Consider the following 25,118-nt stretch of genomic DNA (forward strand, 5'->3'; position numbering starts at 1 on the left):
GTGCACGTAGACACGGTCTCCCACGCCGCCTCCACGCCCGATGTCGACCAGCCGTACCGCGAGCTCGGACTCAAGGACGACGAGTACCAGCGGATCCGCGAGATCCTGGGCCGCCGACCCACCGACGCCGAGCTCGCCATGTACTCGGTGATGTGGTCCGAGCACTGCTCCTACAAGAGCTCCAAGGTGCACCTGCGGTACTTCGGCGAGACCACCACCGACGAGATGCGGTCGACGATGCTCGCGGGCATCGGCGAGAACGCGGGTGTCGTGGACATCGGCGACGGCTGGGCGGTGACCTTCAAGGTCGAGTCGCACAACCACCCGTCCTACGTGGAGCCCTACCAGGGCGCGGCCACCGGCGTGGGCGGCATCGTCCGCGACATCATGGCGATGGGCGCGCGCCCGATCGCCGTGATGGACCAGCTGCGCTTCGGCCCGGCCGACGCCCCCGACACCCGGCGCGTGCTCGACGGCGTCGTGCGCGGCGTCGGCGGCTACGGCAACTCCCTGGGCCTGCCGAACGTGGGCGGCGAGACCGTTTTCGACGCCTCCTACGCGGGTAACCCGCTGGTCAACGCGCTGTGTGCCGGCGTGCTGCGCACCGAGGACCTGCACCTGGCCTTCGCCTCCGGCAAGGGCAACAAGATCATCCTGTTCGGCGCCCGCACCGGCCTCGACGGCATCGGCGGCGTCTCCGTGCTCGCCTCCGAGAGCTTCGACGCCGACGAGAAGCCCAAGAAGCTGCCGTCGGTGCAGGTGGGCGACCCGTTCATGGAGAAGGTGCTCATCGAGTGCTGCCTGGACCTGTACCGCGAGAAGCTCGTGGTCGGGATCCAGGACCTCGGCGGGGCCGGCCTGTCCTGCGCCACCTCCGAGCTGGCGGCCGCCGGCGACGGCGGCATGTACGTCGACCTCGACCAGGTGGCCTGCCGCGCCCAGGGCATGAGCGCCGCGGAGATCCTCTCCTCCGAGTCGCAGGAGCGCATGTGCGCCGTGGTGACCCCGGAGAACGTCGACGCGTTCATGGCCGTCTGCGCCAAGTGGGACGTCCTGGCCACCGTCATCGGCGAGGTCACCGACGGCGAGCACCTCGTCATCGACTGGCACGGCGAGACCGTCGTCGACGCCCCCGCGCGCACGATCGCCCACGACGGCCCCGTCTACACCCGGCCCGTCGAGCGGCCCGCGTTCATGGACGCGCTCATCGCCGACACCACGTCGGGCCTGCGCCGCCCCGCCTCCGACGACGAGCTGCGCGCCACCGCGCTCAAGCTGCTGGCCTCGCCCGCGCTGTGCTCGCGCAAGTTCATCACCGAGCAGTACGACCGGTACGTCCGCGGCAACACCGTGCTCGCCGAGCACGCCGACGGCGGCGTCATCCGGATCGACGAGAGCACCCAGCGCGGCATCGCCCTGTCGACCGACGCCTCGGGCCGCTACACCTACCTCGACCCGTACGAGGGCGGCCGGCTCGCGCTCGCCGAGGCCTACCGCAACGTCGCGGTCACCGGCGCCACCCCGAAGGCCGTCACCGACTGTCTGAACTTCGGCTCGCCGGAGGACCCGGGCGTGATGTGGCAGTTCCAGCAGGCGGTGCACGGCATCGCCGACGGCTGCGTCGAGCTCGGCATCCCCGTGACCGGCGGCAACGTCAGCTTCTACAACCAGACCGGCAGCACCGCGATCCTCCCGACCCCGGTGATCGGCGTGCTGGGCGTGATCGACGACGTGCGGCGCCGCATCCCGACCGGCCTCGGCACCGAGCCCGGCGAGACCCTCTACCTCCTGGGCGACACCCACGACGAGTTCGACGGCTCCATCTGGGCGCAGGTCGAGCACGATCACCTCGGCGGCGTGCCGCCGCGCGTGGACCTGGGCCGCGAGAAGCTGCTCGCCGACGTGCTCACCGCCGCGTCCCGCGACGGCCTCGTGTCCGCCGCGCACGACCTGTCCGAGGGCGGCCTGTGGCAGGCCGTCGCCGAGGCCGCGCTGGCCGGCGAGACGGGCTGCCGCCTGCTGCTGCCCGAGGGCTCCGACGCGTTCGTGCAGCTGTTCTCGGAGTCGACGGGCCGCGTCCTCGTCGCCGTCCCGCGCACCGAGGAGACCCGGTTCGCCGCGATGTGCGCGGCCCGCGAGCTCCCGGCCGTCCGCATCGGCGTGGTCGACCAGGGCAGCGACTCCGTCGAGGTCCAGGGCCGGTTCAGCGTGACGCTGGCCGACCTGCGCGCCGCGCACGAGGGCACGCTGCCCGCGCTGTTCGCCTGATGGCGGCACCGTCGGACGAGAACACCGCCGCGCCCGCCGAGGAGGGGCTGCACGCAGGGCTCCGCGCCCGGCACCTGATCATGATGAGCCTCGGCTCCGCGATCGGCGCCGGGCTCTTCGTCGGCGCCGGCAAGGGGATCGCGCTGGCCGGACCGGCGGTGCTCATCGCCTACGCCGTGGCGGGGCTCGTCGTCATCGCCGTGATGCGGATGCTCGGCGAGATGGTCGCCGCCGACCCGAACCCCGGCGCCTTCTCCTACTACGCCGGGCGTGCCCTCGGGCCCGGCGCCGGCTTCGCCGTGGGCTGGCTGTGGTGGGTGCAGCTGTGCCTGGTGGTGGCCGCGGAGGCCGTCGCCGCGGCGGCCATCCTCAACGGACTGCTGCCCGGCGGGCCGCCGGTGTGGGTGTGGGCGCTGGTCTTCATGGTCGCGCTGACCGCGCTGAACCTGGCCGGGGTCCGCGGCTTCGGCGAGTTCGAGTTCTGGTTCTCGCTGATCAAGGTCGTCTTCGTCGCGCTCTTCCTGGTCATCGGCGTCGGCTACCTGCTCGGCTGGACGTCGGCGCCCTCGCCCGGGCTGGGCAACCTCACCGATTTCGCGCCGCACGGCATCAGCGGCGTCGTCGCCGCCCTGCTGGTGGTGGCCTTCGCCTTCGGCGGGATCGAGATCGTCGCCGTCGCCGCGGCCGAGACCCGGGACCCGGAGCGCACCGTCGGGCGGGCCATCCGCGCCACGGTCTGGCGGATCCTGGTCTTCTACGTCGGCAGCGTCGCCGTGATCCTGCTCGCGCTGCCCTGGGACGACCCGGCCGTCGCGAAGGAACCCTTCGTCGCCGTGCTCAAGGCCGCGGGGCTGCCCGCGGTGGGCACCACGCTCGGCGTGGTCATCGTGGTGGCGCTGCTCAGCTCGCTCAACGCGAACCTGTACGGCAGCTCGCGGATGCTCTACTCGCTCGCCGAGCGGAGGATGGCGCCCGCCGGCTTCGGGCGCGCGAACCCGTCGGGCGTGCCCGTCCTCGCGGTGCTCGCGAGCTCGGTCATCGGCTTCCTCGCCGTGCCCGCGACGTACATCTGGGGCTCCGAGGTGCTGGACCGGCTGCTCGCCGTCGTCGGGTCGACGCTCATCGTCACCTGGCTCGCCACCATCGCCTCGCAGATCGTGCTGCGCCGCCGCGCCGAGCGCGACGGGACCCGGCTGCCGCTGAAGATGTGGGGCTACCCGTACCTCTCGTGGGCCGTGCTCGTGGTGCTGCTGGGCATCGTGGTCCTCGCGATCGCCAACGACGACGTGCGGTACCAGGTGCTCTCGACCTCACTGGTCGTCGCGCTGCTGTGGATCGCCGGCACCGTGCACGCGCGAGCTCAGGCCCGCCGGGCGTCCTTGGAGCGGTAGAGACCCGCGTCCGCACCGACGATCAGCGACTCCACCGAGGAGCCGGCCTCCGCAGTCGTGGTGGTGCCGATGCTCGCGCCGATCCGTACCGCGTGCGCCTCGGCGCCGCCCGCCGCGGGCAACTCGATGGGCGTGGCCAGCGCGCGGTGCACCAGCTGCGCGGCGTCGTCGGGCCGGAAGGGCGGGGAGACGAGCACCGCGAACTCGTCGCCGCCGACGCGGTACAGGGTGCCGACGCCGGCGAGCGCGGTCCGGATCCGCGTGGCCGTCGCGACGAGGAGCCGATCGCCCACCGCGTGCCCCAACCGGTCGTTGATCGCCTTGAAGCCGTCGAGGTCGATGAGGCAGAAGCCGACCCTGCCGGCGGGCGCGTCGGAGAGGTCCTCGCGCAGCCTGCGCCGGTTCGGTAGCCCCGTCAGCGCATCGTGATGGGCGAGATGGCTGAGCTCCGCGTGGGTCGCCCGCAGCTCCGTCACGTCGTGCCCCACGCCCACGAGCAGCGCCGGCCGGTCGCCCTGCGCCGGAACGCGGCTCAGCGCCCAGCGCCCGACGCTGGTGTCGCCCAGGAAGCGCAGCCGCCGGTGCTCGAGGAAGCGGGTGACCCCCTCGTCGTTCGCGTCCGCCAGCTCCCGCAGGACCCGCTCGACGTCGGCCGGGTCGTCGGCGAGGAGCGGCCGCACGTCGTCGCCCGACGCCCCGAGGAGCTTCGGATTGGACTCCATCATGCGGGTCATCGCGGAGCTCGCCTCGAGGAGCCGGCCCCGCTCGTCGGCGACGAAGACGGGGGAGCGGGCGTGCTCGAACATCACCCGCAGCCGGGCCTGCGCCTGCCGCTCGCCCTCCTCGGCGGACCGTCGGGCCAACTGCGCCGCCCGGTGCACCACGGCCTGCCCGTCGATGATGCGGCGCGTCAGGGCCTCGGCGTAGCCGGCGGTGTACTCCGCGAGGATGAGGGCGGTCCGGCGCCGCACCTCCGCCGTCGGCTCCCGGACCAGCGCGTCGGGCAGCGTCGCGATCGCCCGTCCGCCGGCGGCGGCGCCCGCGGGCACCGTGATCTGCAGGGCGACGAGGAGGCGGCCCACGTCGCGACCCACCGCCGGGTCGAAGTCGTCGGCGCCGAGCGCGGCGATCACCGACTGGAACGCGGTGAGCAGCTCCGCCCGCACGACGGCGGCGGGCAGCGGGAGGTAGACGTCGTCCGCGATCGACATGAGGAACTCGTCCACCAGCAGCGCGACGACGGACTCACCGCGCGCGAGGAAGCCCAGCGGTGACGAGGATTCCCCCACTGCCCCTCCTCGATCCCGGTTCTGTCCGAGCACTCTACGCGGGGCGCCGAGTTCGGTTAGATTCGACGTTGCAATGACGAATCTCGAACCGCCGGACGCACCGTCGACGATCCCGCTGGACATGGACCGCCCCAACGGATCGCGGCTCTACGACTACTTCCTGGGCGGCACCAGCTACCTCCCGGTCGACCGGGACGCCGGCGAGGAGATCGCCCGGGAGGCCCCGCACTGGGCGCTCGGCGCTCGGCTCACCCGGACCTTCGCCCGCCGCGCGGTGCAGACGATGGCGAACGCGGGCATCGACCAGTTCCTCGACCTCGGCTCGGGCATCACGGCCGGCGGCACCGTCCACGAGCTGGCGCGGCTGGTCAACCCCGAGGCGCGGACCGTCTTCGTCCACCGCGAGCCGATCGCCTTCGAGCTCGGGCGCCAACTCGTCGGCGACGATCCGCACGCGGGGGTGCTCAAGGTCGACATCCGCGACCCCGACGCCGTTCTGAACCACCCCGTGACCCGTGGGCTCATCGACTTCGGCAGGCCCATCGGTCTGCTCGCCGTCGGCACCTTCGTCTTCGTCGGCGACGGGGACGACCCGGCCGGGCTGCTCCGCCGGTACCGGGAGCCCGCCGTCCCGGGCAGCATGATCGCCCTGTCGCACGTCTCCGACGATTCCGCCCACCCGGAGATCGCGGCCGAGCTGCGGTGGGTGCGGCGGCGCTACGAGCACACCAGTACGCCGCTGAACGTCCGTCCGCGCGCGGAGATCCTCTCCTGGCTCGAGGGCACGGAGATCCTCGAGCCGGGACTGGTGCGCTACGGCCGGTGGCGTCCCGAGTACCCCCTCACCGAGGCGCAGCTGCGCTGCGACTACGGCTACGTCGGCGTGGGCCGGATCGTGTGACGGGCGGCAGTGCCATCATGGGCCGATGAGGATCAAGCCCGGCCGTCCGAGGTTGTCGGACTACGCGGCCCTGGTCGACGACTCCACGGCGGCGCCTGCGGCGCCCGTCACCGTGACGTGGGCCGGCGTGACCACCCTGCTGATCAGCGACGGCGCGTCGGCCATCATGACGGACGGCTTCTTCTCGCGGCCGTCGCTCGTGTCGGTGGGGGTGCGCCGCCTGGAGCCGTCCGTTCCGCGGATCGACGCGGGGCTGGGGAGGCTGGGCGTCGAGCGCCTCGACGCGGTGGTGCCGGTGCACACGCACTTCGACCACGCGATGGATTCCGCCGTGATCGCGGAGCGGACCGGGGCGGTCCTGGTCGGTGGCGCATCCGTCGCGCACCTGGGTCACGCGCTGCCCGCCGCACAGGTGCAGGTGGTGCGCGACACCGCGCCGCGCGGCTTCGGCGGCTTCGACCTCACGTTGATCGAGGGCCACCACTGCCCGCCCGACCGGTACCCGGGGCAGATCACCCGCCCGGTCGTCCCGCCGGTGCGCGCGTCGGCCTACCGCTGCGGGGAGGCGTGGTCGATGCTGGTGCGCCACCGCGCGTCGGAGCGCACGGCCCTCGTCGTCGGGAGCGCGGGCTTCGTGCCCGGGGCGCTGACGGGGCGCAGCGCGGAGGTCGTGTACCTGGGCATCGGCCAGCTGGGCCTGCAGTCCGGCGCCTACATCGAGCAGTACTGGACCGAGACGGTCCGGACCGTCGGCGCCCGGCGGGTGGTCCTGACGCACTGGGACGACTTCTTCCGGCCGCTGGACCGCGGGCTGCGCGCCCTGCCCTACGCGGGCGACGACCTCGACGTATCGATGGCGGCGCTCAGTCGGCTGGCGGCCGAGGACGGTGTGTCCCTGTACCTTCCGACGCCGTGGCGACGTACCGACCCCTGGCGCGACTAGCCCGGGCCGCCCGCGCCGCACCGCCGCGGGCGCCCGGCCGGCGCCGATCAGCGCGGCGCGATCGGCAGGGTCGTCACGATCCGGTCCGACGGGGTGGCCGCGCCGCCCGGGCGCTCGATCGAGATGCCGAACGTCACCGCGCCGTCGATCGACGTGACCGCCGCCGTCGTCGTGGGGCGCACGTCGGCCTGCGTCATCGTGCCGCGGGAGCGGGCGCCGCCGCCCGGGTCCATCAGCCACATCTGGTAGACGGTGCCGTCCTGCGGCGGCGGGACGTCGTTCATCAGCACCACGCCGGCGTTGCGCTCGCGGGAGTAGATGAACGAGATGGTCGCGTCGCCGACCCGCGCCTGCGTGGTCCGGGCGTCGGGCGCCGCGAGCACGATCTCGGTCTCCGACGGTGCCCGCCCGTCCTGTCCGGCGAGGACGGAGCGGCCGAGGACGACGCCGGCCGCGACGGCGACCACCACGACGGCCGCCGCGGCGACCGCGCGCAGCGCCGTGCGCGACGGCCGGCGGTTCCGGCGGATCGGCGTGACCCCGGGATCGTCGACCACCTGGGCCAGGACGCGCTCGAAGACCTCCGCGGGCGGCTCGACCCCGTACTGGGCGGCCTGCGCCGCCATCGTCTCGCGCACCGCATCGACCCGGGCGTCGAACTCCTCGCGCACGTCGGCGGCCGCGGCCTCGCGCGCCGCCTCGACGCCCGACCGCTCGTCGGCGTCGAGGGCGTGCAGGGCGTAGACCTCCGCATCGTCGAGGAGCGCGTCCCCGCTCCCGGTCCCTGCCGGCACGTCGCTCATGACAGCACTCCGAGGGGCTCGAGGCAGCGGCGCAGGCGCGCGATGCCGTCGCGGATGCGGCTCTTCACCGTGGCGAGCGGGGCGTCCAGCCGCTCCGAGACCTCGCGGTAGGTGTGGCCGCCGTAGTAGGCCATGGTCAGGGCGTCGCGCTGCGGTTCGCTGAGCGTGTCGAGGCAGTCGACCACCGCACCGGAGTCCTCCCGCTGCTCGCTGGTCTCGGCCACCACGTCGTGCGGGCGCTGGTAACTCGCATGGGCGAAGCTGTTCTCGCGCTCCCCGCGGGAGCGTTCGGCGCGGACCCGGTCGACGGACCGACGGTGCGCGATCGTCACGAGCCAGGACTCGGCGGATCCGCGGGCGGCGTCGAAATCGGCGGCCTTGCGCCACGCCTCGAGGTAGACCTCCTGCGCGACCTCCTCGCCGTAGCCGCGGTCGCCGATCACCCGCAGCGCCGTGCCGAAGACGAGGCGACCGGTACGCTCGTACAGTTCGCGGAAGGCCCCGACGTCGCCGGCGGCGGTGCGTTCGAGCAGGTCGTCGGCCTCGGTTCGCGCACGGGTCATCCGGGTGCCTCCTTCGTCCCGCGGTACGTTACCGGTTCCCGGCACACCGGACCGGATTCCGCCCCCGACCGCGGGGCGCGACACCGTCAGGGGAGCGCACACAGCGGCGCTATCCGCTCGAGTCCCCCGGTGGTCGGCGTGCTGAGGATCGTGCACGCGTTGTAGCCGAGCCGCTCCGCGGTGGCGCGCACCTGCGCCCACCGGGCGGGCGGCACGGCCGCCGTCCGCGACAGGACGAAGGCGCTGCGTCGCGCCGGATCGCCGACGAACGCCCAGGAGTAGTCCGGAGCCAGCGCCGCGACCACGTAGTTGGGCGGACCGTCGAGGGCCTCCTGGGTCGGCACGCCGGGGAAGGAGACGTGGAGCTGCGCCGTGGTGCGGGGGTCGGTGACGCGGGCGTTGCCCCGGATCGAGGAGGTCGACCCGGTCCACGTGGTGCACGTGTTGTGGACCGAGACGTTCGTCGCGTCGACGATCCGGTAGGTCGCCGAGGTGTCGCGCGCGCACTGCGCGCTGAACGGCGCGGGGATCGTGGCCAGCTGGTGCCAGGTGCCGACGTAGCGGGCCACGTCGACCTTCGCGACGGGGCCGAGGGGCGCCGCGGCGGCGGGACCCGCGACGGCTGTCGCGACGGCGAGGGCGGCGGTGCAGGCGAGGGCGGCGGAGCGGGCGGTGCGGATCATCGGTTCTCTCCTCGGGGAGGTCGGGGGACGAAGAAGGACGTGCGGTCGGCGTACGCGGCCCAGCCGGGGCGCTCGCTCATGAAGCGCTCCAGGAGCCGGGCGCCCGTGGCGTACACCAGGAAGTAGGTCATGAGGACGGGGGAGATAACTGTCAGCACACCCGGCCACGCGCTGGCCGCGATGAGCCAGATCCCCCACCAGGTGCAGGCGTCGCCGAAGTAGTTGGGGTGCCGGGTCCAGGCCCACAGGCCGCGGTCCATGATCAGCCCGCGGTGCGCTGGATCGGCCTTGAAGGCGCGCAACTGGTGGTCGCCGACGGCCTCGAAGCCGATCCCCGTCAGGGCGAGGAGGAGTCCCGCCGCCAGGACGACGGTCCACGGGCCGGTGGTGGGCCCGGCGGTGGCCGAGACCTGGACGGGGAGCGAGACGAACCACTGGGCGGCGCCCTGGACGACGAAGACCTTGCGGATCACGGTCGCGGTGCCGCCACCCGCTCGATTCAGCATGTCGGTGTAGCGCGGGTCCTCGCCCTTGCCCGCGGATTTCACCCACATGTGCCAGGACAGGCGCACGCCCCAGACCGTGATGAGCGCGGCGAGGAGGAGGGCGCGCGTCGCGTCGCCGTCGCCCAGCGCGGCCGCGATCCACGCGACGGCCACGATGCCCGCGCCCCAGGCGACGTCCACCACGTTGTACCGGCCGATGCGGTGACCCACGAGGAAGGTGATCGCCTGGACCGCGGCGAGGGCCGCGAGCGAGGCGGCGGTGACCAGGAGGAAGTCGCTCATCGCGCCGCCTCCGGTGCGAGCACGATCTGCTGCACGTCGAGGTAGCCCGACCGGAAGCCGGCCTCGCTGTAGGCGAGGTAGAACTCCCACAGCCGCCGGAACTCGGGTGCGTCCGCCGGTGGCGGCAGGTCGTCGGGATCCGCGAGGAAGCGCTCGCGCCACAGGCGCAGCGTCTGCGCGTAGTGCGGGCCGAAGCGGTGCCGAGCGCGGACGGCGAGGCCGGCGGTTCCGGCGGCGGCCGCGACGGCCTCGGTGGAGGGCAGCATCCCGCCCCGGAAGACGTACTTCTGGATCCACGTGTACGTGCGCAGCGTGGCGAGCATCCGGTCGTGCGGCATCGTGATCGCCTGCAACGCGATCCGGCCGTGCGGTTCCACGAGCCGGGCCAGCGTCGCGAAGTACTCGTCCCAGTGCGCGGCGCCGACGGCCTCGATCATCTCCACGGAGACGACCGCGTCGTACGTCCCGTCGACGCGGCGGTAGTCGAGCAGGTCCACGCGCACCCGGTCGGACAGTCCGGCCGCGGCGATCCGCTCCAGCGCGAGCGCGCGCTGCTCCGTCGACAGCGTCACCGAGCGGACCGTCGCGCGCCGCGCCGCCGCGCGCAGGCAGAGCTCGCCCCAGCCGGTCCCGATCTCCAGCAGGCGCGTGCCGGGGCCGACGCCCGCGGCGTCGAGGAGGCGGTCGATCTTGGCGTGCTGCGCCTCCGTCAGTGCCGCCCAACGGGGTTCGCCCGCGTCCCCGGCGCGGGTCGTGCCGGGGTCGCCGTCGGGGATCTCCACCGCGGAGAACAGCGCGCTCGAGTAGGTGAGGGTCTCGTCGAGGAACGTCGCGAACAACTCGTTGGAGAGGTCGTAGTGGTGGGAGACGTTGTCCCGCACATGCTCGGGCGTGCCGATCTCCGTGCGGGGCCGAGCGGTGGCCGCGAGGCGGCGCAGCGACTGCAGCCACCGCGGCACCAGCTCGGGCATCCGCTCCGCCAGGGCCGTGAGCGCCGCGACCAGGTCCGGGGAGTCCCACTCCCCGGCTACGTAGGCCTCACCGAACCCGATGAGCCGGGAGGTCCCGATCCTGCGGTGCACGGCATCCGGCGCATGGAGGACGATCGTCGGGTCTCCGGGGGCGGGATCGCCCGCCGTCGTGACTGCGACGCCGCTGCGCGCGGCGGCGCGCGCGAGCAGGGTGCGGGCCGCGCGGCCGAGGACGCGGGCGCGGAGCCCGGTGGGGACGGGGGCGCCGCGGTGGCCGGCGCGGGAGCTGCGGGGTGCGAGTTCGACTGTCACGGATGCGCTTTCTGGTCGGTGGTGTCGGGACGGGGGACGAGCGGCAGGCCGGAGGCCCACAACCGGATGCCGTGCCGGCGGATCCGGACGGCGACGAGCAGCGGCACGAGTGGGGCGCGCAGCTGCGACAACAGGATCCGCCCCGGTGTCGCGGCTCGGCGGGTTCCCCGCCACTGGGCGGTGAACGGGGCCCGTCCGGGCCGTTCGAGCACCACGTCGATGGACAGCTCCCCGTCGGGTTCGGGCATCCGGAGGCGGTACACGCCGTCGACCGGCTGGAACGGGGAGACGTAGAACTCCTTGGCGACCGACGCGCCGTCCCGCGCCCCGGGGCCCAGCACGTAGGCGTGCCGTCCGCTGTAGGTGTTGTGCACCTCGGCGACGATCGCCCGGACCTCCCCGGCGGCGTCGTGGCACCAGAAGACCGTCAACGGGTCGAAGACGTAGCCCAGGCAGCGCGCGTTGAGGAGGGCGGTGATCGGGCCGCCGGGAACGTCGGCGCCGTTGGCGCGCAGTGTCTCCTCGACCCGGCGGCGGAGGGTGTCAGCCCCGTCGGCGACGGGGGACAGGTGGTCGGCGGCCCGGAAGGAGACCAGCGGGCGCAGCCACCGCGGCACGGTCGGCGGAGCGTCGACGTCGATGAACCAGCTCGCGCTCCGGTGCCGGAAGCCGTGCTCGACGGGGGAGCGCCGCAGGTGGCCGATCTCGGTGTCGTACATCGCGGGCGGGCGGGTCACGGCGCGACCCCGGCCACGCGGCGGGCGGCGCGCAGGCCCGACGCCGCGCCGTCCTCGTGGAAGCCCCAGCCGTGGTAGGCCCCCGCGAAAGCGAGCCCCGGGCCGGAGATCTCGTCCAGGCGCCGGGCCGCCGCCACCGACTCGGTGGTGAACGACGGATGCTCGTACGGCAGCTCGGCGAGCACCCGCGCGGGGTCGACGAGGTCCTCGCCCCCGAGCGTCACCAGCGCGGTCTCGCGGCCGCGGGGCAGGCCCATGAGGCGGGTCAGGTCGTAGGTCACCGAGACCGGCCGTCCGTCGCCGGTGGCGAGGTAGTTCCACGAACCGCGGGCGTTCTGGGTTCGCGGCAGCAGCGAGGTGTCCGTGTGCAGCAGAGCGGGATTCGGGGTGTACCGGATCGCGCCCAGCAGCTCGTGCTCGAGGGCGGTCGGCGGGTCGAGGAGCGCCAGTGCCTGGTGCGGGTGGACCGCGACCACGGCACCGTCGAACTCCTCCGCGGTCCCGGCATCGTCGACGATCCGCACGCCCCGGTCCGTGCGTGCCAGACTGCGGACCCCGGTGCCGGTCCGGACGTCGGCGACGCCCGCAGCGACCTTCTCGACGTACCGGGCGGACCCGCCGACGACGGTGCGCCACTGCAGGGACCGCCCGACGGTGAGCATGCCGTGGTTGTCGAGGAACCGGAACAGGTGGCGGGCCGGGTAGGCGTCGACGTCGTCGGGCGGGCACGACCACACGGCCGCGACCAGCGGGCGGAGGAAGCCCTCCACGAGACGCTGGCTGAAGCCCTCGCGCAGGACGAACGCGCCGAGGGGCAGGTCGGTCGCGTCGCCGTGGAGGTGGTCGCGGGCGCGGCGGTGGAACCGCGGCACCTCCGCGAGCAGCCGCAGGTGACCCGTGTCGATCAGGTGGCGCGGCGTGGGCAGGAGGCCGCGGATCCCCTTGCCGCCCGCGAACTCGACGCCGCGCGCGTCGTCGCGGATCGACATGCTCATCTCGGCGTCCCGCGTGGCGACGCCGAGTTCCTCGAACAGGCCGCACAGCACCGGATACGTGTGGTCGTTGTGCACGAGGAACCCAGAGTCCACCTGCACCGGATCGGCGAACCCGAGGTCGACCGCGTGGGTGTGGGCGTGCCCACCCAGACGGATGTCCCGCTCGTAGAGCGTGACGCGGGCCGACCGGCTCAGCTCGTGCGCCGCGACGAGTCCGCCGACCCCGCTGCCGATCACCGCGAAGCGCTTGTTCGCATCGTTCATGACCGTCATTCGGAGCCGTGGCGCCGCCGGATGGGGCCGGGCGCGGAGAGATTTTTCACCGTGTGCGTCCGGCGCGGCGCGGTTAGCGTGGAGCCATGGGAATTCACGGATCCGCAGTCGTCGACGCCCCCGTCGACGAGGTCTTCGACTGGTTCTCCCGCCCCGGGGCGTTCGCCCGCCTCCAGGCGCCCTGGCTGCCGATGCGGCTCCGATCGCAGGCGACGTCGCTCGCCGACGGGGTGACGGTGATCGACCTCCCCGGCGGCCTGCAGTGGCGCGCGGTGCACGTCCCGTCGGAGTACGTGGCCGGGCGGCGATTCGTCGACGAGGTCTCCGCGGGCGGCGCCCGGTCCCTGCCCGCGGGCCTGTTCCCGTGGCGGCACGTCCACGGCTTCGAGCCCGTCGACGCGACCCGCACCCTGGTGACCGATGAGGTGCACACCCCGGTCCCCGAACGCCTGCTGTCCGAGGTCATCGCCTTCCGCTACCGGCGCCTCGCCGGGGACCTCGCCGCACACCGTCGGGCGGCCGACGCGGGCCTGGGGCCGTCCACGATCGCCGTGACGGGCGCGTCCGGACTGGTCGGAACGGACCTGGTTGCCTTCCTCAGCACCGGCGGGCACCGGGTGCTGCGGCTGGTCCGCGGCGAACCGCGGTCCGACGACGAACGTCGCTGGGACCCCGCTGCGCCGGACCCCGCCGCCCTGGACGGGGTGGACGCCGTCGTGCACCTCGCGGGCGCGAGCATCGCCGGACGGTTCACGCCGGCGCACAAGGAGCGGATCGCGGCGAGCCGGATCGAGCCGACCCGGCTCCTGGCCCGCGCCGCAGCTCGGGCCGGCGTGCCCGTCTTCGTCAGTGCGTCCGCCGTCGGCTGGTACGGGCGCGACCGCGGCGACGAGATCCTCACCGAGGGGTCGGCGGCGCCCGCGGAGCCCGACTTCCTCGCCGATGTGGTGCGCCGCTGGGAGGCCGCGGCGCACGACGGGGCCGGCGACGGGACCCGCGTGGTCACCGTGCGCACCGGGATCGTCCAGGCGCCGCAGGGCGGCACGCTCAAGCTGCTGCTGCCGCTGTTCCGCGCGGGACTCGGCGGCCGGCTCGGCGACGGCCGCCAGTGGCAGCCGTGGGTCGGGATCGACGACCTCGTCGACGTCTACCACCGCGCGCTGTGGGACACCGGCCTGTCGGGGCCCGTCAACGCCGTCGCGCCCGGCGTCGTTCGCAATGCCGCGTACACCCGCGCCCTCGGCCGGGCCGTGCACCGGCCGACCCTGCTCCCGGTCCCGGCGTTCGGTCCGGCGCTCCTCCTCGGTCGCGAGGGCGCGGACGACCTCGCCTTCGCCTCCCAGCGGGTGCGTCCCGCCGTGCTGGAGGAACGCGGCCACTCCTTCCGGTACCCCGCGGTCGACGACGCACTCTCGCACCTGCTCGGCGGCTGAGCGCGTACCGTCGGGTCGACGGCGCCGACGAGGAGGACCGATGACCACGACACCCGGAGCACCGGCGGCGGAACTGGCCCGCCTGCAGGCCGCGGGCACCGCGACCGAGGCCTTCGCGCTCTACGACGCGCTGCCCGCGGTGCAGGTGGCGGACATCCTCGGCGACTGGCGGGGTGAGGGCTTCGACACCGGCCACCCCATGGACGGGCTGCTCGAGCTGTACGGCTGGCACGGCAAGCGTTTCGCCTCCGCGAACGACGTCCAGCCGCTCGTCTTCGACGGTCCGCGCGGCCCCTACCCGGTGAACCCCGCCGCGATGCCGCTGGGCGCGTCGATGCGGCTGCCGCGGGCGCTGCTCACCGCGACGGCGCCCCTGGCCCGCCGCGGACTGCGGCTCGTGCGCACGTCGAAACCCCGTGCGCGGCTGCGGATGATGGAGCACCGCGGCGTCGTCACCGCGACGATGAGCTACGACGCGCTGCCCATCAACGATCACTTCCGCCGCGTCGACGACGCCACCCTGCTGGGCGTCATGGACCTGCGCGACGTGCCGCCGTTCTTCTTCGTGCTGCGCCGCTGAGTCCTGATCACACCTCCCAGGTGTGCACCGGGTTCCCCTCGTGCATGAGCTGCACGTAGTCGGCGAGCATGCCGCGCAGCGCCCGCTCGCGGGACTCGCCCGCGGCCTCGCGGTTCGCGACGGCCTGCCGCTGCCACGACGAGCCGGTCTGGCGCTGGATGCAGCGACCCTCGAGCACCTGCATGTACCGCTCGCGCGACTTCGAACCGACGCCGTAGGACTTGAGGCCGGCGTCCATGAGCGGCAGCAGGCGGCGCAGCACCAGCTCATCGGGCCGGATCCAGCCGACGTTGGGCCAGTACAGGCCGGCGTCGAAGGCGTCGCGGGCGCCGGAGTGCAGGTTCTCGGTGGCGGCGTCGAAGCTCATCTGGGTCCAGATGGGGCGGTCGGCCTCCACCAGCGCGCGGACCACGCCGTAGTAGAAGGCGGCGTTCGCCATGGTGTCCACCACCGTCGGGCCCGCGGGGAGCACCCGGTTCTCCACCCGCAGGTGGGCGTGCCCGTCGACCACGTCGTAGACGGGGCGGTTCCAGCGGTAGACGGTGCCGTTGTGCATCCGCAGCTCGGGCAGCTCCGGCGACTCGCCGCGGGAGACCACCTCGAGCGGGTCCACGTCGCTGCACACCGGCAGCAACGCGGGGAAGTAGCGGGTGTTCTCCTCGAACAGGTCGAAGGTGGAGGTGATCCACCGCTCGCCGAACCAGACCCGCGGCCGCACACCCTGATTGCGCAGCTCGATGGGCCGGGTGTCGGTGGCCTGCTCGAACAGCGGGATGCGGGTCTCGTGCCACAGCGCCTTCCCCGCGAGGAAGGGGGAGTTCGCGGCGATCGCCACCTGCACGCCCGCGATGGCCTGCGCGGCGTTCCAGTGCGCCGCGAAGTCCTCGGGCGCCACCCGCAGGTGCAGCTGCAGCGACGTGCACGCCGCCTCGGGCAGGATGGTGTCCGAGGTGATGTCGAGCCGCTCGCCGACCACCGCGCCGGGCAGCGGGGCGCCCTCGATGTCGATCTCGATGTCCTCGCCGCGGGCGGCGAAGACCTGTTCGTTGAGCAGGTCGTACCGCGGGTTCGCGGAGAACCACTGCTTGCCGAAGTGCTCCTCCTCGAGGGTCGGGAGCATGCCGATCATGACGAGGTTGGAGCCCGCCGCCCGGGCCCGCTCGTCGGCCCGGTTCAGCGAGTCCCGCAGCGAGTCCTCCAGGTTCTCGGTGCTCTGGTCGACGAACGGCCTTGGCGCGACATTGATCTCGATGTTGAACTGACCGAGCTCGGTCTGGAAGTCCGGGTCGGCGATGGCGTCCAGCGCCTCGGCGTTCGCCATGGCCGGCTCCATCTCGTCGTCGACGAGGTTGAGCTCGACCTCCATGCCGAGCAGCGGCTCCGGCGGCGCACCGTCGTCCGTGAACAGGCCCTCGGCCAGCATGCGCGCGATGGCGTCCGTTCCGCGCTGGACCTGACGGCGGAACCGCATGCGGTCCTCGCGTGTGAACACCCTGGCATCGACATCGGCACCCATGGCTCGCAGCTTTGCAGAAGCGGCGCGGAGCGCGGGGGCGAATGGAGTCATCGGGCCCGCCCGCGGTGTCGGGTCTTCACCGGCGCGGATGGGGGATGAACTATTCTCGACATCGTTGACGTCGAACCGATAGGGGATCCTCATGCGCGCCGTCCGTCGTTCCGCCCTGGCCGTCACGGCCCTCGCCCTCGGCGCCCCCGCGGCTCTGGCCCCGTCGGGCATCGCGTCCGCCGCGCCCGCGAAGCCGACCACGCCCGCGGCGCAGCTCCTGCTGACCCAGGGCGAGTTCCCCGCCGGCTACCAGGTGCAGAAGGTGAGCCCGAAGGAGCTGTCCGAGATCACCGACTCCGTCGGCACCGGCATCTCCGGCGCCCGCGTGACCCCGGCGCACTGTGCGCCGACGATCGACCGGGCGGCCCTCGGCCGTGCCGCGGGCATGCCGATCGTCGTGGCGGTCAACGAGGCGAAGCGGACCGCTCTGTCGGAGACGCTCTCCTCCGCCGGCTCGCTGGACAACGCGCTCCGCATCCCCGCCGGCTGCGAGAACATCCGCATCGAGATGAACCCGAAGCCCGGCTCGGCCGACCGGGTCGTCATGAACGCCACGTCCGCGCCCGTCGCGCTGCCGGGCGCCCCGAAGGGCGCGCGTGCCGTGTTCACCCGGGCCACGGGCACCGTCACCGTCGACGGCAAGGACACCCGCTTCGCGCAGGAGCAGCTCATCGGCGGCGAGCAGGTCCGCGGCTACGCCGTGCTCCTGGTCTCGACCACGGTGAGCGACACCGGCCGCGCCGACCGCGCGGGCTTCACGCAGGCGCTCGCCGCGGCGACGAACAAGGTCCGCACCGCGAAGTAGACGGCCCTGCCGGGGCTCAGCGCCCGGCCACCGTCCGGCCGCCCACGACGGTCCGCGCGACCTTCGCCGTGAGCAGGGCGGCCTCGCCCGCGACGAACGGATCGGCGTCGAGCACGACGAAGTCCGCGGCCAGGCCGGCCCGGAGCGTCCCGGCGACGTCCTCCCACCGGCACGAGTACGCCGCGTCGCGGGTGCCGTGCCCGAGGGCTTCCGCGAGCGGCAGCGCCAGCTCAGGGAGGTTCGCCGGCAGCGCCGGGTCGATCGCCGACCGCCGGGTGGACGCGACGAACATGTTCGGTAGGGGCGGGTGCGGCGCCGTGGGGGCGTCGGAGCCGAAGGCCAGCACGGCGCCCGCGGCGGTGAACTCGGGCCACGGGTAGCCCCGCTCCACCCGGTGATCGCCCAGGTTGGCGCGCCAGGTCGCCTGGATCGCCGGATCGGCGTGCACGGGCTGCATCGACGCGACCGCGCCCAGCCGGGCGAGCCGCGCGACGTTCTCCTCCGCCACCGTCTCCAGGTGCTCGAGGCGGTGCCGCCGATCGAGCGGGCCGTTGGCCGCGATCGCCCGCTCGAGCGCGGTGAGCGCGATGTCGGAGGCCTCGTCGCCGATGGCGTGCATCGCCACCTGCAGGCCCGCGGCGTCGGCGGCCCGGACCACCGGCTCCAGGGCGTCCAGCGGCCAGATGGGGCCGGGCCGGCTGCCGTCGGCGAAGGGCGCCCGCATCGCAGCGGTGCAGCTGTCGATGACGCCGTCGACCATGATCTTGACGCCCGCGATCCGGATCGGCCCGTCGGCCAGCCGCTCGGCGTGCGCGCGGGCCTCGCCGACCTGCGCCAGGTCCGCCGCGGGGTCGCCGGTCGGCGCGATGAGCCAGTGCGCGGCGACCCGGATCCCCAGCCGGCCGTCGGCCGCGGCGCGCTCGAGGGCGGCGAGGTCGTCGCCGCGCATCCCCATGTCGACGGCGCCCGTCACGCCCGCCTCCAGGTAGGCGGCCACCGCGGCGTCGAGGGCGCGGTCCCGATCGGCGTCGGTGACCAGGCTCGCGAGGAAATCCTCCGCCAGGCCCAGCGCCGCGGTCTCGTAGAGCATGCCCGTCGCCGCGCCGGCCGCGTCGCGACCGATGGTGCCGCCGACGGGATCCGGGGTGGCGTCGTCGATCCCGAGCTCCGCCAGAGCCGCGGTGTTCACCCAGATCGAGTGCATGTCGTTCGAGTGCAGGTAGACGGGACGGTCGGCGACCGCCTCGTCGAGCAGGTGCCGGTCGGGGGCGCGCCCGGCGAGCGGCTCGAACAGCCATTGCCCGCCGATCAGGCGCGGCGCGTCGGGGTGCTGCGCAGCGTAGGCGCGCAGCCGGTCCTGCAGGTCCGCCGCGTCGCGCGCGCCGAGCAGGTCGAGGTGTCCCAGCGAGGCACCGAGGTGGACGAGGTGCGTGTGCGCGTCGACGAAGCCGGGCAGGACGACGGCACCGTCGAGCTCGACGATCCGGAGGTCGGCGACGCCGCGGGAGTGCTCGTTGGCGGCGGCGTCGGCGCCGACGAAGGTCAGGGCGCCCGCGGACTCGACGAGGGCCTCGGCCCACGGCTGATCCGGGTCGGCGGTGAAGATCCGGCCGCCGCGGTAGAGGGTGGTGGTCATGGTCTACTCCGTTGCAGGGGTGGGGAATCCGTAGAGGACTCGGGTGAGCAGGGCGTACAGGCCCGCGGCGACGAGGACGCCGACCGGGAGCGAGAGGTCGATCCCGCCGAGGGCGACGGCGATCGGTCCGCGGAATTCGACGGTGTGCGCGCACAGCAGGGCCAGGCCCGCCGCGGCGAGGACCGAGACGGCGCCGGCCACGTTCACGCCGCCCGTGAACCAGAACTTGGAGGCGGGCGTGACGTCGCTGAGCGCCACGCCGTCGTAGCGGCCGCGGCGCAGCACGATGTCGGTGACGTACACCGCCATGATCGGGCCGACCAGCACGACGAGCATCGACAGGGCGCTACTGATGGCGCCGAGGAAGTCGGACACGAACAGCGCGTACAGGGTCAGCAGTGCGCCGAGGAGGCCGGTCAGCGCGACCGCCCGCGCCCGGCTCAGGCGCAGCCCCACGGATTGCAGGGCCAGGCCGGCGCTGTACGAGGTGAGCGCGTTGTTGCAGACGGTGCTCACGATCACGGCGACGAGGAAGATTGGCACGAACCACGACGGGATCAGCGAGATCAGGCCCGCCTGCGGGTCGGACATGTCGATCGCGGTCGCGGCCAGCGCGCCCACCGCGACGAGCACGACGCCGGGGATCGCGCCGCCCAGGGCCGTCGCGGCGGCGACGGAGACGGGGCCGGTGTCCGCGGGCAGGTAGCGGGCGAAGTCCGAGCTGATCGTGTACGACAGTGGGGCGGCGGCCACCAGGGTGAGACCGCCGAGGACGGCGACCCACAGGTCGAAGCCGTGCAGCGGGGCGGGTTGCGCGAAGCCGAGGTCGGCCCGGGCCGCCACGAAACCCGACATGACCAGGAAGACGACCCCGAGGAGCAGCGACAGCAGCGGGTACAGCCGACTGATCACGCCCTGCCCGAAGACGGCGACGGTCACCGTCGCCGTGGCGATCGCCGCGATGACGACGAGCTCGGCCGGCGTGCCGAGCGGTACCCCGAAGTACTGCAGCAGGGTGTAGCCGACGGCGGCCGCCGCGGCCCAGTTGATGGCGATGTAGCAGACCGAGACGAACCAGCCGTTGACCGCGATCGCGACCCGGTTGCCGCGCACGCCGTACATCGCGCGGGTGGTGACCTGGCTCGGCGTGCCCGACACCGGCCCGGGGATCGCGACGATCCCCGTGACCACGGAGAACAGGCAGCCGACGACCGCGACGGCGATGGCCTGCCACAGCTCGAGGCCCATGAGCACGAGCGCCGCGCCGACCACGACGGACAGGTAGTTGATGCTGGGCGCGCACCACAGCGTGAACAGGTCGCGGGCGCGGCCGTGTCGCTCGGCGGCGGGGATGACGTCGATGCCGCGCGCCTCGACTCGGGGCCGGGACGGGGCCGCGGCGGGTGCGGGCGGTGCGGCGGGCACGGGCGTTCCCGACGGGGCGGGCTTCGGGATCGGCGTCATCGGGCCTCCACGGGGATCGGTCGCGCCGCGCGGGGCGGCGGCGCTGTGTGGCGCGGATCACGCTAGGTAGCCAAATCGATTTGGACAAGGGAGCGGGCGAGAATTCTTCGCGGGGCTAGCGTGGGGGTCATGAGCAGCCGCCCGCGGATCGCCGACGTCGCCCGCCGCGCGGGCGTCTCGGTCACCACGGTCTCGCACACCTTCAGCGGCAACGGCGTCGTCGCCGCGGAGACCCGCGAGCGCGTGCGCGCCGCGGCGCACGAGCTCGGCTACCGACCCGACGTGCTCGCGCAGGGCCTGCGCCGCAACCGGCTCAGCGTGCTCGCGCTCGTCGTCCGCCCGCTTGACCGGATCGACCCGGGCGACCTCCACGGCGTCGACTACTTCCTCCGGCTCGCCGGCGCCGCCGCGATGGCCGCGCTCGACGCGGGCTACTGCCTCATGCTGGTCGGCGACCCCGCGCGGGACGACGCCCCGTCGGCCGCCCTCGCCGCCGAGGGGATCCTGCTGACCGAACCGACCCGCGACGACCCGCTGATCGACCTGTGCGAGCGCATCGGGACGCCGTGCGTGACCGTCGGACTGCCGCCGCGCGCCGACGGGACCTGGGACGACGGTGCGCCCGGGCACGTGGGGATCGAGACCGAGCGGATCACGCGCGACGTGCTCGAGCACCTCGCGGCCGCCGGCAGCCGGGCGATCGCCTTCCTCGCGGCCGACGAGCAGGACGAGTGGTCCTTGCGCTCGATCGAGGTGTACCGCGCCTGGTGCGCGGACCGGGGGATGCCCGCCACCGTGATCGTGCACGCCGACGCGCTCGGCGCTCTGGCGGGCGTCGACGCGGTCGACCGCTGGTTCCCGGAGGGCTCCGTGCCGGGCGTCGACGGTGTGCCCGACGCGGTGTACTGCCTCGCCGCCGCGCCCGCCGTCGGGGCGGCCGACCGGCTGCGCGCACTCGGCCACGAGGTGCCGGGCGCGGTGCGGATCGCGGCGGGCTCCGACGCCGAGGAGGCACGCGCCGCGGACATCACCGCCGTCGACCTGCAGCCCGAGGAGCTTGCCCGGCGGGCGGTCACGACGCTGGTCGCGGCGCTGCGCGGCACGGACGCCCCCGGTCCGTCCGGCGGCGTCGGGCGACTCGTGCCCCGCGGCTCGACGGCGCGCTGAGGCGCTACCGCCGCGGGATCCACAGCCTCGGGATCTACAGGCGCAGGATCGGCAGGTAGCGGGCGATCTCGCCCGCGCGGGAGCCGCTGGCGGCCAGGTCGGCGGCCTCCGTCGCCTCGTCGACGGTGACGAGGCCCGTCGCGAGCCGCAGCCAGACGCGGGGCGCGCACTCCACGACGTTCGGGGGCGTCCCGCGGGTGTGCCGCAGGCCCTCGATGCACTGCACGGCGACGAAGGGCGGCACCCGTACCTCGACGGATCCGCCCGGCGCGTCCTGGGCCAGGGTGCGGGCCGTCGACCGGACCGCGGCGGCGATCGCGGCGCGCGGGGGAGCGGGCGCGTCCTCGTCGACGATCCAGTCCCGGACGGCCAGTACGGCGGCCCGCATCTCCGCCGGATCGATCGCCTTTGCCACGCGAACCCCCTGTCTCCGGGAAGAAACCTACTCGGCGATTCGTTTCCGCTGGCGGATCGGTCCTACAATCGGATCAGGCCACGCCCCCAGCCCCAGGAGTCAGCCGTGCAGCAGCTTCCGCTCAGCGTCGTCAACAACGCCCCGCTCGATGACGGTGAGGAGCAGGAGCCCCGGGAGGAGTGCGGCGTCTTCGGCGTCTGGGCCACCGGGGAGGATGTGGCGAAGCTCTCCTACTACGGCCTCTACGCCCTGCAGCACCGCGGCCAGGAGGCCGCCGGCATCGCCGTCGGCGACGGCCAGCAGGTCCTGGTCTTCAAGGACCTCGGTCTGGTCAGCCAGGTCTTCGACGAGCAGACGCTGAGCTCGATGCCCGGCCACGTGGCCATCGGCCACTGCCGCTACTCGACCACCGGCTCCACCACCTGGGAGAACAGCCAGCCGATCTTCCGCACCACCAGCGCGGGCAACGGCGTGGCGCTGGGCCACAACGGCAACCTGGTGAACACCGCGGAGCTCGCGGAGCGCGCCGTCGAGCTCGGCGTCGCCGGCGGGCGCCCGCGCAGCGCGGCCACGTCCGACTCCGACATCCTCACGGCGCTGCTCGCGCACGCCGCGGCCGACCGCACCCTGGAGCAGGCCGCGATGGAGCTGCTGCCCACGGTGAAGGGCGCCTTCTGCCTCACCTTCATGGACGAGCACACGCTGTACGCGGCGCGCGACCCGCACGGCGTGCGCCCGCTGAGCCTGGGCCGCCTCGATCGCGGCTGGGTCGTCGCCTCCGAGACCGCGGCCTTCGACATCGTCGGCGCCTCCTTCGTGCGCGACATCGAGCCGGGCGAGCTGCTCGCCATCGACGAGGACGGCGTGCGCTCCACCCGGTTCGCCGAGCCCACTCCGAAGACCTGCATCTTCGAGTACGTCTACCTGGCACGCCCCGACTCGGTGATCCACGGCCGGTCCGTGCACTCGACCCGCGTCGACATCGGCCGCCGCCTGGCCCGCGAGCACCCCGCCGACGGCGACCTGGTGATCCCGGTGCCGGAGTCGGGCACCCCCGCGGCCGTCGGCTACGCGCAGGCGTCGGGCATCCCGTACGGCCAGGGCCTGATGAAGAACGCCTACGTGGGCCGCACCTTCATCCAGCCCAGCCAGACCATCCGCCAGCTGGGCATCCGGCTCAAGCTCAACCCGCTGCGCGAGGTGATCCGCGGCAAGCGGCTCGTCGTGGTCGACGACTCGATCGTCCGCGGCAACACCCAGCGCGCGCTGATCCGGATGCTCCGCGAGGCCGGCGCCGCCGAGATCCACGTGCGCATCGCCTCGTCGCCGGTGAAGTGGCCCTGCTTCTACGGCATCGACTTCGCGTCCCCGGCCGAGCTCATCGCCAACGGCGGCGGCGCCGATTCCATGGAGGCCATGGTCGAGTCGGTGCGCGCCGCGATCGGCGCCGACTCGCTGGGCTACATCTCCCTCGACGAGATGACGGCCGCCACCGAGCACGCCGGCGAATCGATGTGCCGTGCCTGCTTCGACGGCGTCTACCCGATCCCGCTGCCCGAGTCGACCTCGATGGGCAAGGCGGTCCTGGAGAACATGCTCAAGGCGGGCACGCAGGGCGACCCGCTGCAGGCCGACAACGACAACGCCTCGGCGCTGCGTCGCCCCTGAGCACGCTCGTCCCGGCGGGGTCGTCGACTCCGCCGGGCGCCCGAGGGCTCCCGGTCCGGTAGCCTATGGATCCGTGACGGATTCCAACACCCACCCGCCTCAGGGTGCCTCGTACGCCGCTGCCGGAGTCGACATCGAGGCCGGTGACCGGGCCGTCGAGCTCTTCAAGCCGCACGCCAAGCGCGCGACCCGCCCCGAGGTCCTCGGCGGCCTCGGCGGATTCGCCGGCCTGTTCGCGCTCAAGAAGTACCGCGAGCCCGTGCTCGCCGCGTCGACCGACGGCGTCGGCACCAAGATCGCGGTGGCCCAGGCCATGGGCAAGCACGACACCGTCGGCATCGACCTCGTCGCCATGGTGGTCGACGACCTCGTCGTGACGGGCGCCGAGCCGCTGTTCCTGCAGGACTACATCGCCGTCGGCAAGGTGGTCCCCGAGACCGTCGCCGAGCTGGTCGGCGGCATCGCCGAGGGCTGCGTCCGCGCCGGCTGCGCCCTGCTGGGCGGCGAGACCGCCGAGCACCCGGGCCTCATGGCGGAGGGCGAGTACGACCTCTCCGCGACCGGCGTCGGCGTCGTCGAGGCCGACGAGGTGCTCGGCCCGGACAACGTGCGCGCCGGCGACGTGGTGATCGCCATGAAGAGCTCCGGCCTGCACAGCAACGGCTACAGCCTGGCGCGCAAGGTGCTGCTCGACTGGGGCCACATGGACCTCGGCGGCTACGTCGAGGAGTTCGGCCGCACGCTGGGCGAGGAGCTGCTCGAGCCCACCGCCATCTACGCCCTCGACTGCCTGCGCCTCGCGCAGGAGACGCAGGTGCGCACCTTCTGCCACGTCACCGGAGGCGGGCTCGCCGCCAACCTCGGCCGCGTGATCCCCGAGGGCCTCGTCGCCGAACTGGACCGCAACACGTGGAGCCCGTCGGCCGTCTTCGCGCTCATCGCCCAGCGCGGCCGCGTGGAGCAGGCCGAGATGGAGAAGACCTTCAACATGGGCGTCGGCATGGTCGCGATCGTCGCGCCCGAGGACGTGGACCGCGCGCTGGCCGTGCTCACGGCACGCCACATCGACAGCTGGGTCCTGGGGACGATCAAGAAGTCCGACGGTGCGGGAGATCGGGCCGTACTGAGCGGCTCGCACCCGAAGTTCTAGGAACGCCGTAGGCACCGTGACCCACGGTCACGGTGCCCAACGGCTCCGGTACGAAACGAGAAGGCGCGACGCGTCAGGCGCGGCGCCACTCCTCTTCGCGATACGGCTCCCCCGCGACGTCGCTCCACTCGGGGTGCGAGGCGATCACGTCCGCCTCGTCGCTCTCACCCGTCGTCAGCTCGTCCTGCAGCCTTTTCAGGTCAGTGCTGGGCGAGCTGTACTTGAGCTCGCGTGCAACCTTCGTCTGCTTCGCCTTTGCCCGGCCGCGGCCCATGGGGGACCCCCTTGCGCAATGAAGGGGCGGCCAGCTACCGGA

General features: G+C 73.6%; 23 protein-coding genes. 10 read left to right on the forward strand and 13 right to left on the reverse strand.

From position 1 onward, the window contains the following. Together purL and WFK95_RS13730 are read left to right on the forward strand one after the other, a co-directional pair. Complete coding sequence (gene purL, locus WFK95_RS13725) at nucleotides 1–2,268, forward strand: phosphoribosylformylglycinamidine synthase subunit PurL (RefSeq protein WP_224649189.1); 2,268 nt, start codon at nucleotides 1–3, stop codon at nucleotides 2,266–2,268. Beyond that, on the forward strand, nucleotides 2,268–3,659 hold the full coding sequence (locus tag WFK95_RS13730; RefSeq protein WP_224649177.1) for an amino acid permease: 1,392 nt from the start codon (nucleotides 2,268–2,270) through the stop codon (nucleotides 3,657–3,659). The genes purL and WFK95_RS13730 overlap by 1 nt, the downstream gene beginning before the upstream one ends. Here the strand turns inward: WFK95_RS13730 and WFK95_RS13735 are convergent. Beyond that, nucleotides 3,629–4,948 (reverse strand): sensor domain-containing diguanylate cyclase, encoded by a 1,320-nt coding sequence (locus tag WFK95_RS13735; RefSeq protein ID WP_224649175.1) that lies wholly within the window; start codon nucleotides 4,946–4,948, stop codon nucleotides 3,629–3,631. The two genes, WFK95_RS13730 and WFK95_RS13735, sit on opposite strands and share 31 nt — an antisense overlap. 73 nt (nucleotides 4,949–5,021) lie before the next feature. Here WFK95_RS13735 and WFK95_RS13740 point away from each other — a divergent pair, with 73 nt between their 5' ends. After that, on the forward strand, nucleotides 5,022–5,849 hold the full coding sequence (locus WFK95_RS13740; protein ID WP_224649173.1) for an SAM-dependent methyltransferase: 828 nt from the start codon (nucleotides 5,022–5,024) through the stop codon (nucleotides 5,847–5,849). A gap of 25 nt (nucleotides 5,850–5,874) precedes the next feature. After that, nucleotides 5,875–6,792: an MBL fold metallo-hydrolase gene (locus WFK95_RS13745; RefSeq protein ID WP_224649171.1), complete on the forward strand. Its 918-nt coding sequence runs from the start codon at nucleotides 5,875–5,877 to the stop codon at nucleotides 6,790–6,792. Between the two features lie 47 nt (nucleotides 6,793–6,839). Here WFK95_RS13745 and WFK95_RS13750 read toward each other — a convergent pair whose 3' ends face one another. From WFK95_RS13750 to WFK95_RS13780, 7 genes are all read right to left on the reverse strand, one after another. Further along, nucleotides 6,840–7,595, reverse strand: coding sequence for an anti-sigma factor (locus tag WFK95_RS13750; RefSeq protein ID WP_336671029.1), 756 nt, complete (start codon nucleotides 7,593–7,595; stop codon nucleotides 6,840–6,842). Continuing rightward, nucleotides 7,592–8,158, reverse strand: coding sequence for an ECF RNA polymerase sigma factor SigK (sigK, locus tag WFK95_RS13755; RefSeq protein WP_224649166.1), 567 nt, complete (start codon nucleotides 8,156–8,158; stop codon nucleotides 7,592–7,594). The genes WFK95_RS13750 and sigK overlap by 4 nt, the downstream gene beginning before the upstream one ends. A gap of 86 nt (nucleotides 8,159–8,244) precedes the next feature. Continuing rightward, the gene (locus tag WFK95_RS13760; RefSeq protein ID WP_224649164.1) at nucleotides 8,245–8,841 is read right to left on the reverse strand and encodes a lipocalin family protein; all 597 of its coding nucleotides are present in this window, start codon (nucleotides 8,839–8,841) and stop codon (nucleotides 8,245–8,247) included. Next, a complete protein-coding gene (locus tag WFK95_RS13765; protein ID WP_224649162.1) occupies nucleotides 8,838–9,629 on the reverse strand; it encodes a DUF1295 domain-containing protein in 792 nt (263 codons plus the stop codon). The genes WFK95_RS13760 and WFK95_RS13765 overlap by 4 nt, the downstream gene beginning before the upstream one ends. Continuing rightward, nucleotides 9,626–10,912, reverse strand: coding sequence for a class I SAM-dependent methyltransferase (locus WFK95_RS13770; protein ID WP_336671030.1), 1,287 nt, complete (start codon nucleotides 10,910–10,912; stop codon nucleotides 9,626–9,628). Before WFK95_RS13770 ends, WFK95_RS13765 begins: the two co-directional genes overlap by 4 nt. After that, complete coding sequence (locus WFK95_RS13775) at nucleotides 10,909–11,631, reverse strand: DUF1365 domain-containing protein (RefSeq protein WP_224649247.1); 723 nt, start codon at nucleotides 11,629–11,631, stop codon at nucleotides 10,909–10,911. Before WFK95_RS13775 ends, WFK95_RS13770 begins: the two co-directional genes overlap by 4 nt. Before the next feature lie 14 nt (nucleotides 11,632–11,645). Continuing rightward, a complete protein-coding gene (locus WFK95_RS13780; protein ID WP_224649157.1) occupies nucleotides 11,646–12,908 on the reverse strand; it encodes an NAD(P)/FAD-dependent oxidoreductase in 1,263 nt (420 codons plus the stop codon). A 95-nt stretch (nucleotides 12,909–13,003) separates the two neighbouring features. Here WFK95_RS13780 and WFK95_RS13785 point away from each other — a divergent pair, with 95 nt between their 5' ends. Both WFK95_RS13785 and WFK95_RS13790 read left to right on the forward strand, forming a co-directional pair. Beyond that, complete coding sequence (locus WFK95_RS13785) at nucleotides 13,004–14,350, forward strand: TIGR01777 family oxidoreductase (RefSeq protein WP_224649154.1); 1,347 nt, start codon at nucleotides 13,004–13,006, stop codon at nucleotides 14,348–14,350. 40 nt (nucleotides 14,351–14,390) lie between these two features. Further along, nucleotides 14,391–14,930, forward strand: coding sequence for a DUF4334 domain-containing protein (locus tag WFK95_RS13790; protein ID WP_224649152.1), 540 nt, complete (start codon nucleotides 14,391–14,393; stop codon nucleotides 14,928–14,930). Between the two features lie 7 nt (nucleotides 14,931–14,937). Here WFK95_RS13790 and WFK95_RS13795 read toward each other — a convergent pair whose 3' ends face one another. After that, on the reverse strand, nucleotides 14,938–16,446 hold the full coding sequence (locus WFK95_RS13795) for a glutamate-cysteine ligase family protein (protein WP_224649150.1): 1,509 nt from the start codon (nucleotides 16,444–16,446) through the stop codon (nucleotides 14,938–14,940). Nucleotides 16,447–16,588: 142 nt separating this feature from the next. Here WFK95_RS13795 and WFK95_RS13800 point away from each other — a divergent pair, with 142 nt between their 5' ends. Next, on the forward strand, nucleotides 16,589–17,302 hold the full coding sequence (locus tag WFK95_RS13800; RefSeq protein WP_224649148.1) for a hypothetical protein: 714 nt from the start codon (nucleotides 16,589–16,591) through the stop codon (nucleotides 17,300–17,302). Between the two features lie 16 nt (nucleotides 17,303–17,318). On the opposite strand, the gene WFK95_RS13805 is transcribed toward WFK95_RS13800, so the two are convergent. Further along, a complete protein-coding gene (locus WFK95_RS13805; RefSeq protein WP_336671031.1) occupies nucleotides 17,319–18,938 on the reverse strand; it encodes an amidohydrolase in 1,620 nt (539 codons plus the stop codon). Between the two features lie 3 nt (nucleotides 18,939–18,941). Further along, entirely contained in the window at nucleotides 18,942–20,402 is a 1,461-nt protein-coding gene (locus tag WFK95_RS13810) for a purine-cytosine permease family protein (protein WP_336671032.1), read from the reverse strand. A gap of 129 nt (nucleotides 20,403–20,531) precedes the next feature. Here WFK95_RS13810 and WFK95_RS13815 point away from each other — a divergent pair, with 129 nt between their 5' ends. Continuing rightward, the gene (locus tag WFK95_RS13815; RefSeq protein WP_224649249.1) at nucleotides 20,532–21,569 is read left to right on the forward strand and encodes a LacI family DNA-binding transcriptional regulator; all 1,038 of its coding nucleotides are present in this window, start codon (nucleotides 20,532–20,534) and stop codon (nucleotides 21,567–21,569) included. 34 nt (nucleotides 21,570–21,603) lie between these two features. Here the strand turns inward: WFK95_RS13815 and WFK95_RS13820 are convergent, their stop codons facing one another. Then, a complete protein-coding gene (locus WFK95_RS13820; RefSeq protein WP_224649348.1) occupies nucleotides 21,604–21,957 on the reverse strand; it encodes a sterol carrier family protein in 354 nt (117 codons plus the stop codon). 132 nt (nucleotides 21,958–22,089) lie between these two features. Here WFK95_RS13820 and purF point away from each other — a divergent pair, with 132 nt between their 5' ends. Both purF and purM read left to right on the forward strand, forming a co-directional pair. After that, complete coding sequence (purF, locus tag WFK95_RS13825; protein WP_224649251.1) at nucleotides 22,090–23,652, forward strand: amidophosphoribosyltransferase; 1,563 nt, start codon at nucleotides 22,090–22,092, stop codon at nucleotides 23,650–23,652. Nucleotides 23,653–23,725: 73 nt separating this feature from the next. Continuing rightward, nucleotides 23,726–24,802 carry a phosphoribosylformylglycinamidine cyclo-ligase gene (gene purM / locus WFK95_RS13830; RefSeq protein WP_224649253.1) on the forward strand — a complete coding sequence of 359 codons (1,077 nt, stop codon included), beginning with the start codon at nucleotides 23,726–23,728 and terminating at the stop codon, nucleotides 24,800–24,802. A gap of 73 nt (nucleotides 24,803–24,875) precedes the next feature. Here purM and WFK95_RS13835 read toward each other — a convergent pair whose 3' ends face one another. Beyond that, nucleotides 24,876–25,076, reverse strand: coding sequence for a DUF3073 domain-containing protein (locus WFK95_RS13835; protein ID WP_224649256.1), 201 nt, complete (start codon nucleotides 25,074–25,076; stop codon nucleotides 24,876–24,878). Between the last annotated feature and the right edge of the window lie 42 nt (nucleotides 25,077–25,118).

The sequence above is a fragment of the Tsukamurella sp. USMM236 genome (genome assembly GCF_037148755.1).
In the GTDB taxonomy this organism is placed as follows: Bacteria; Actinomycetota; Actinomycetes; order Mycobacteriales; family Mycobacteriaceae; genus Tsukamurella.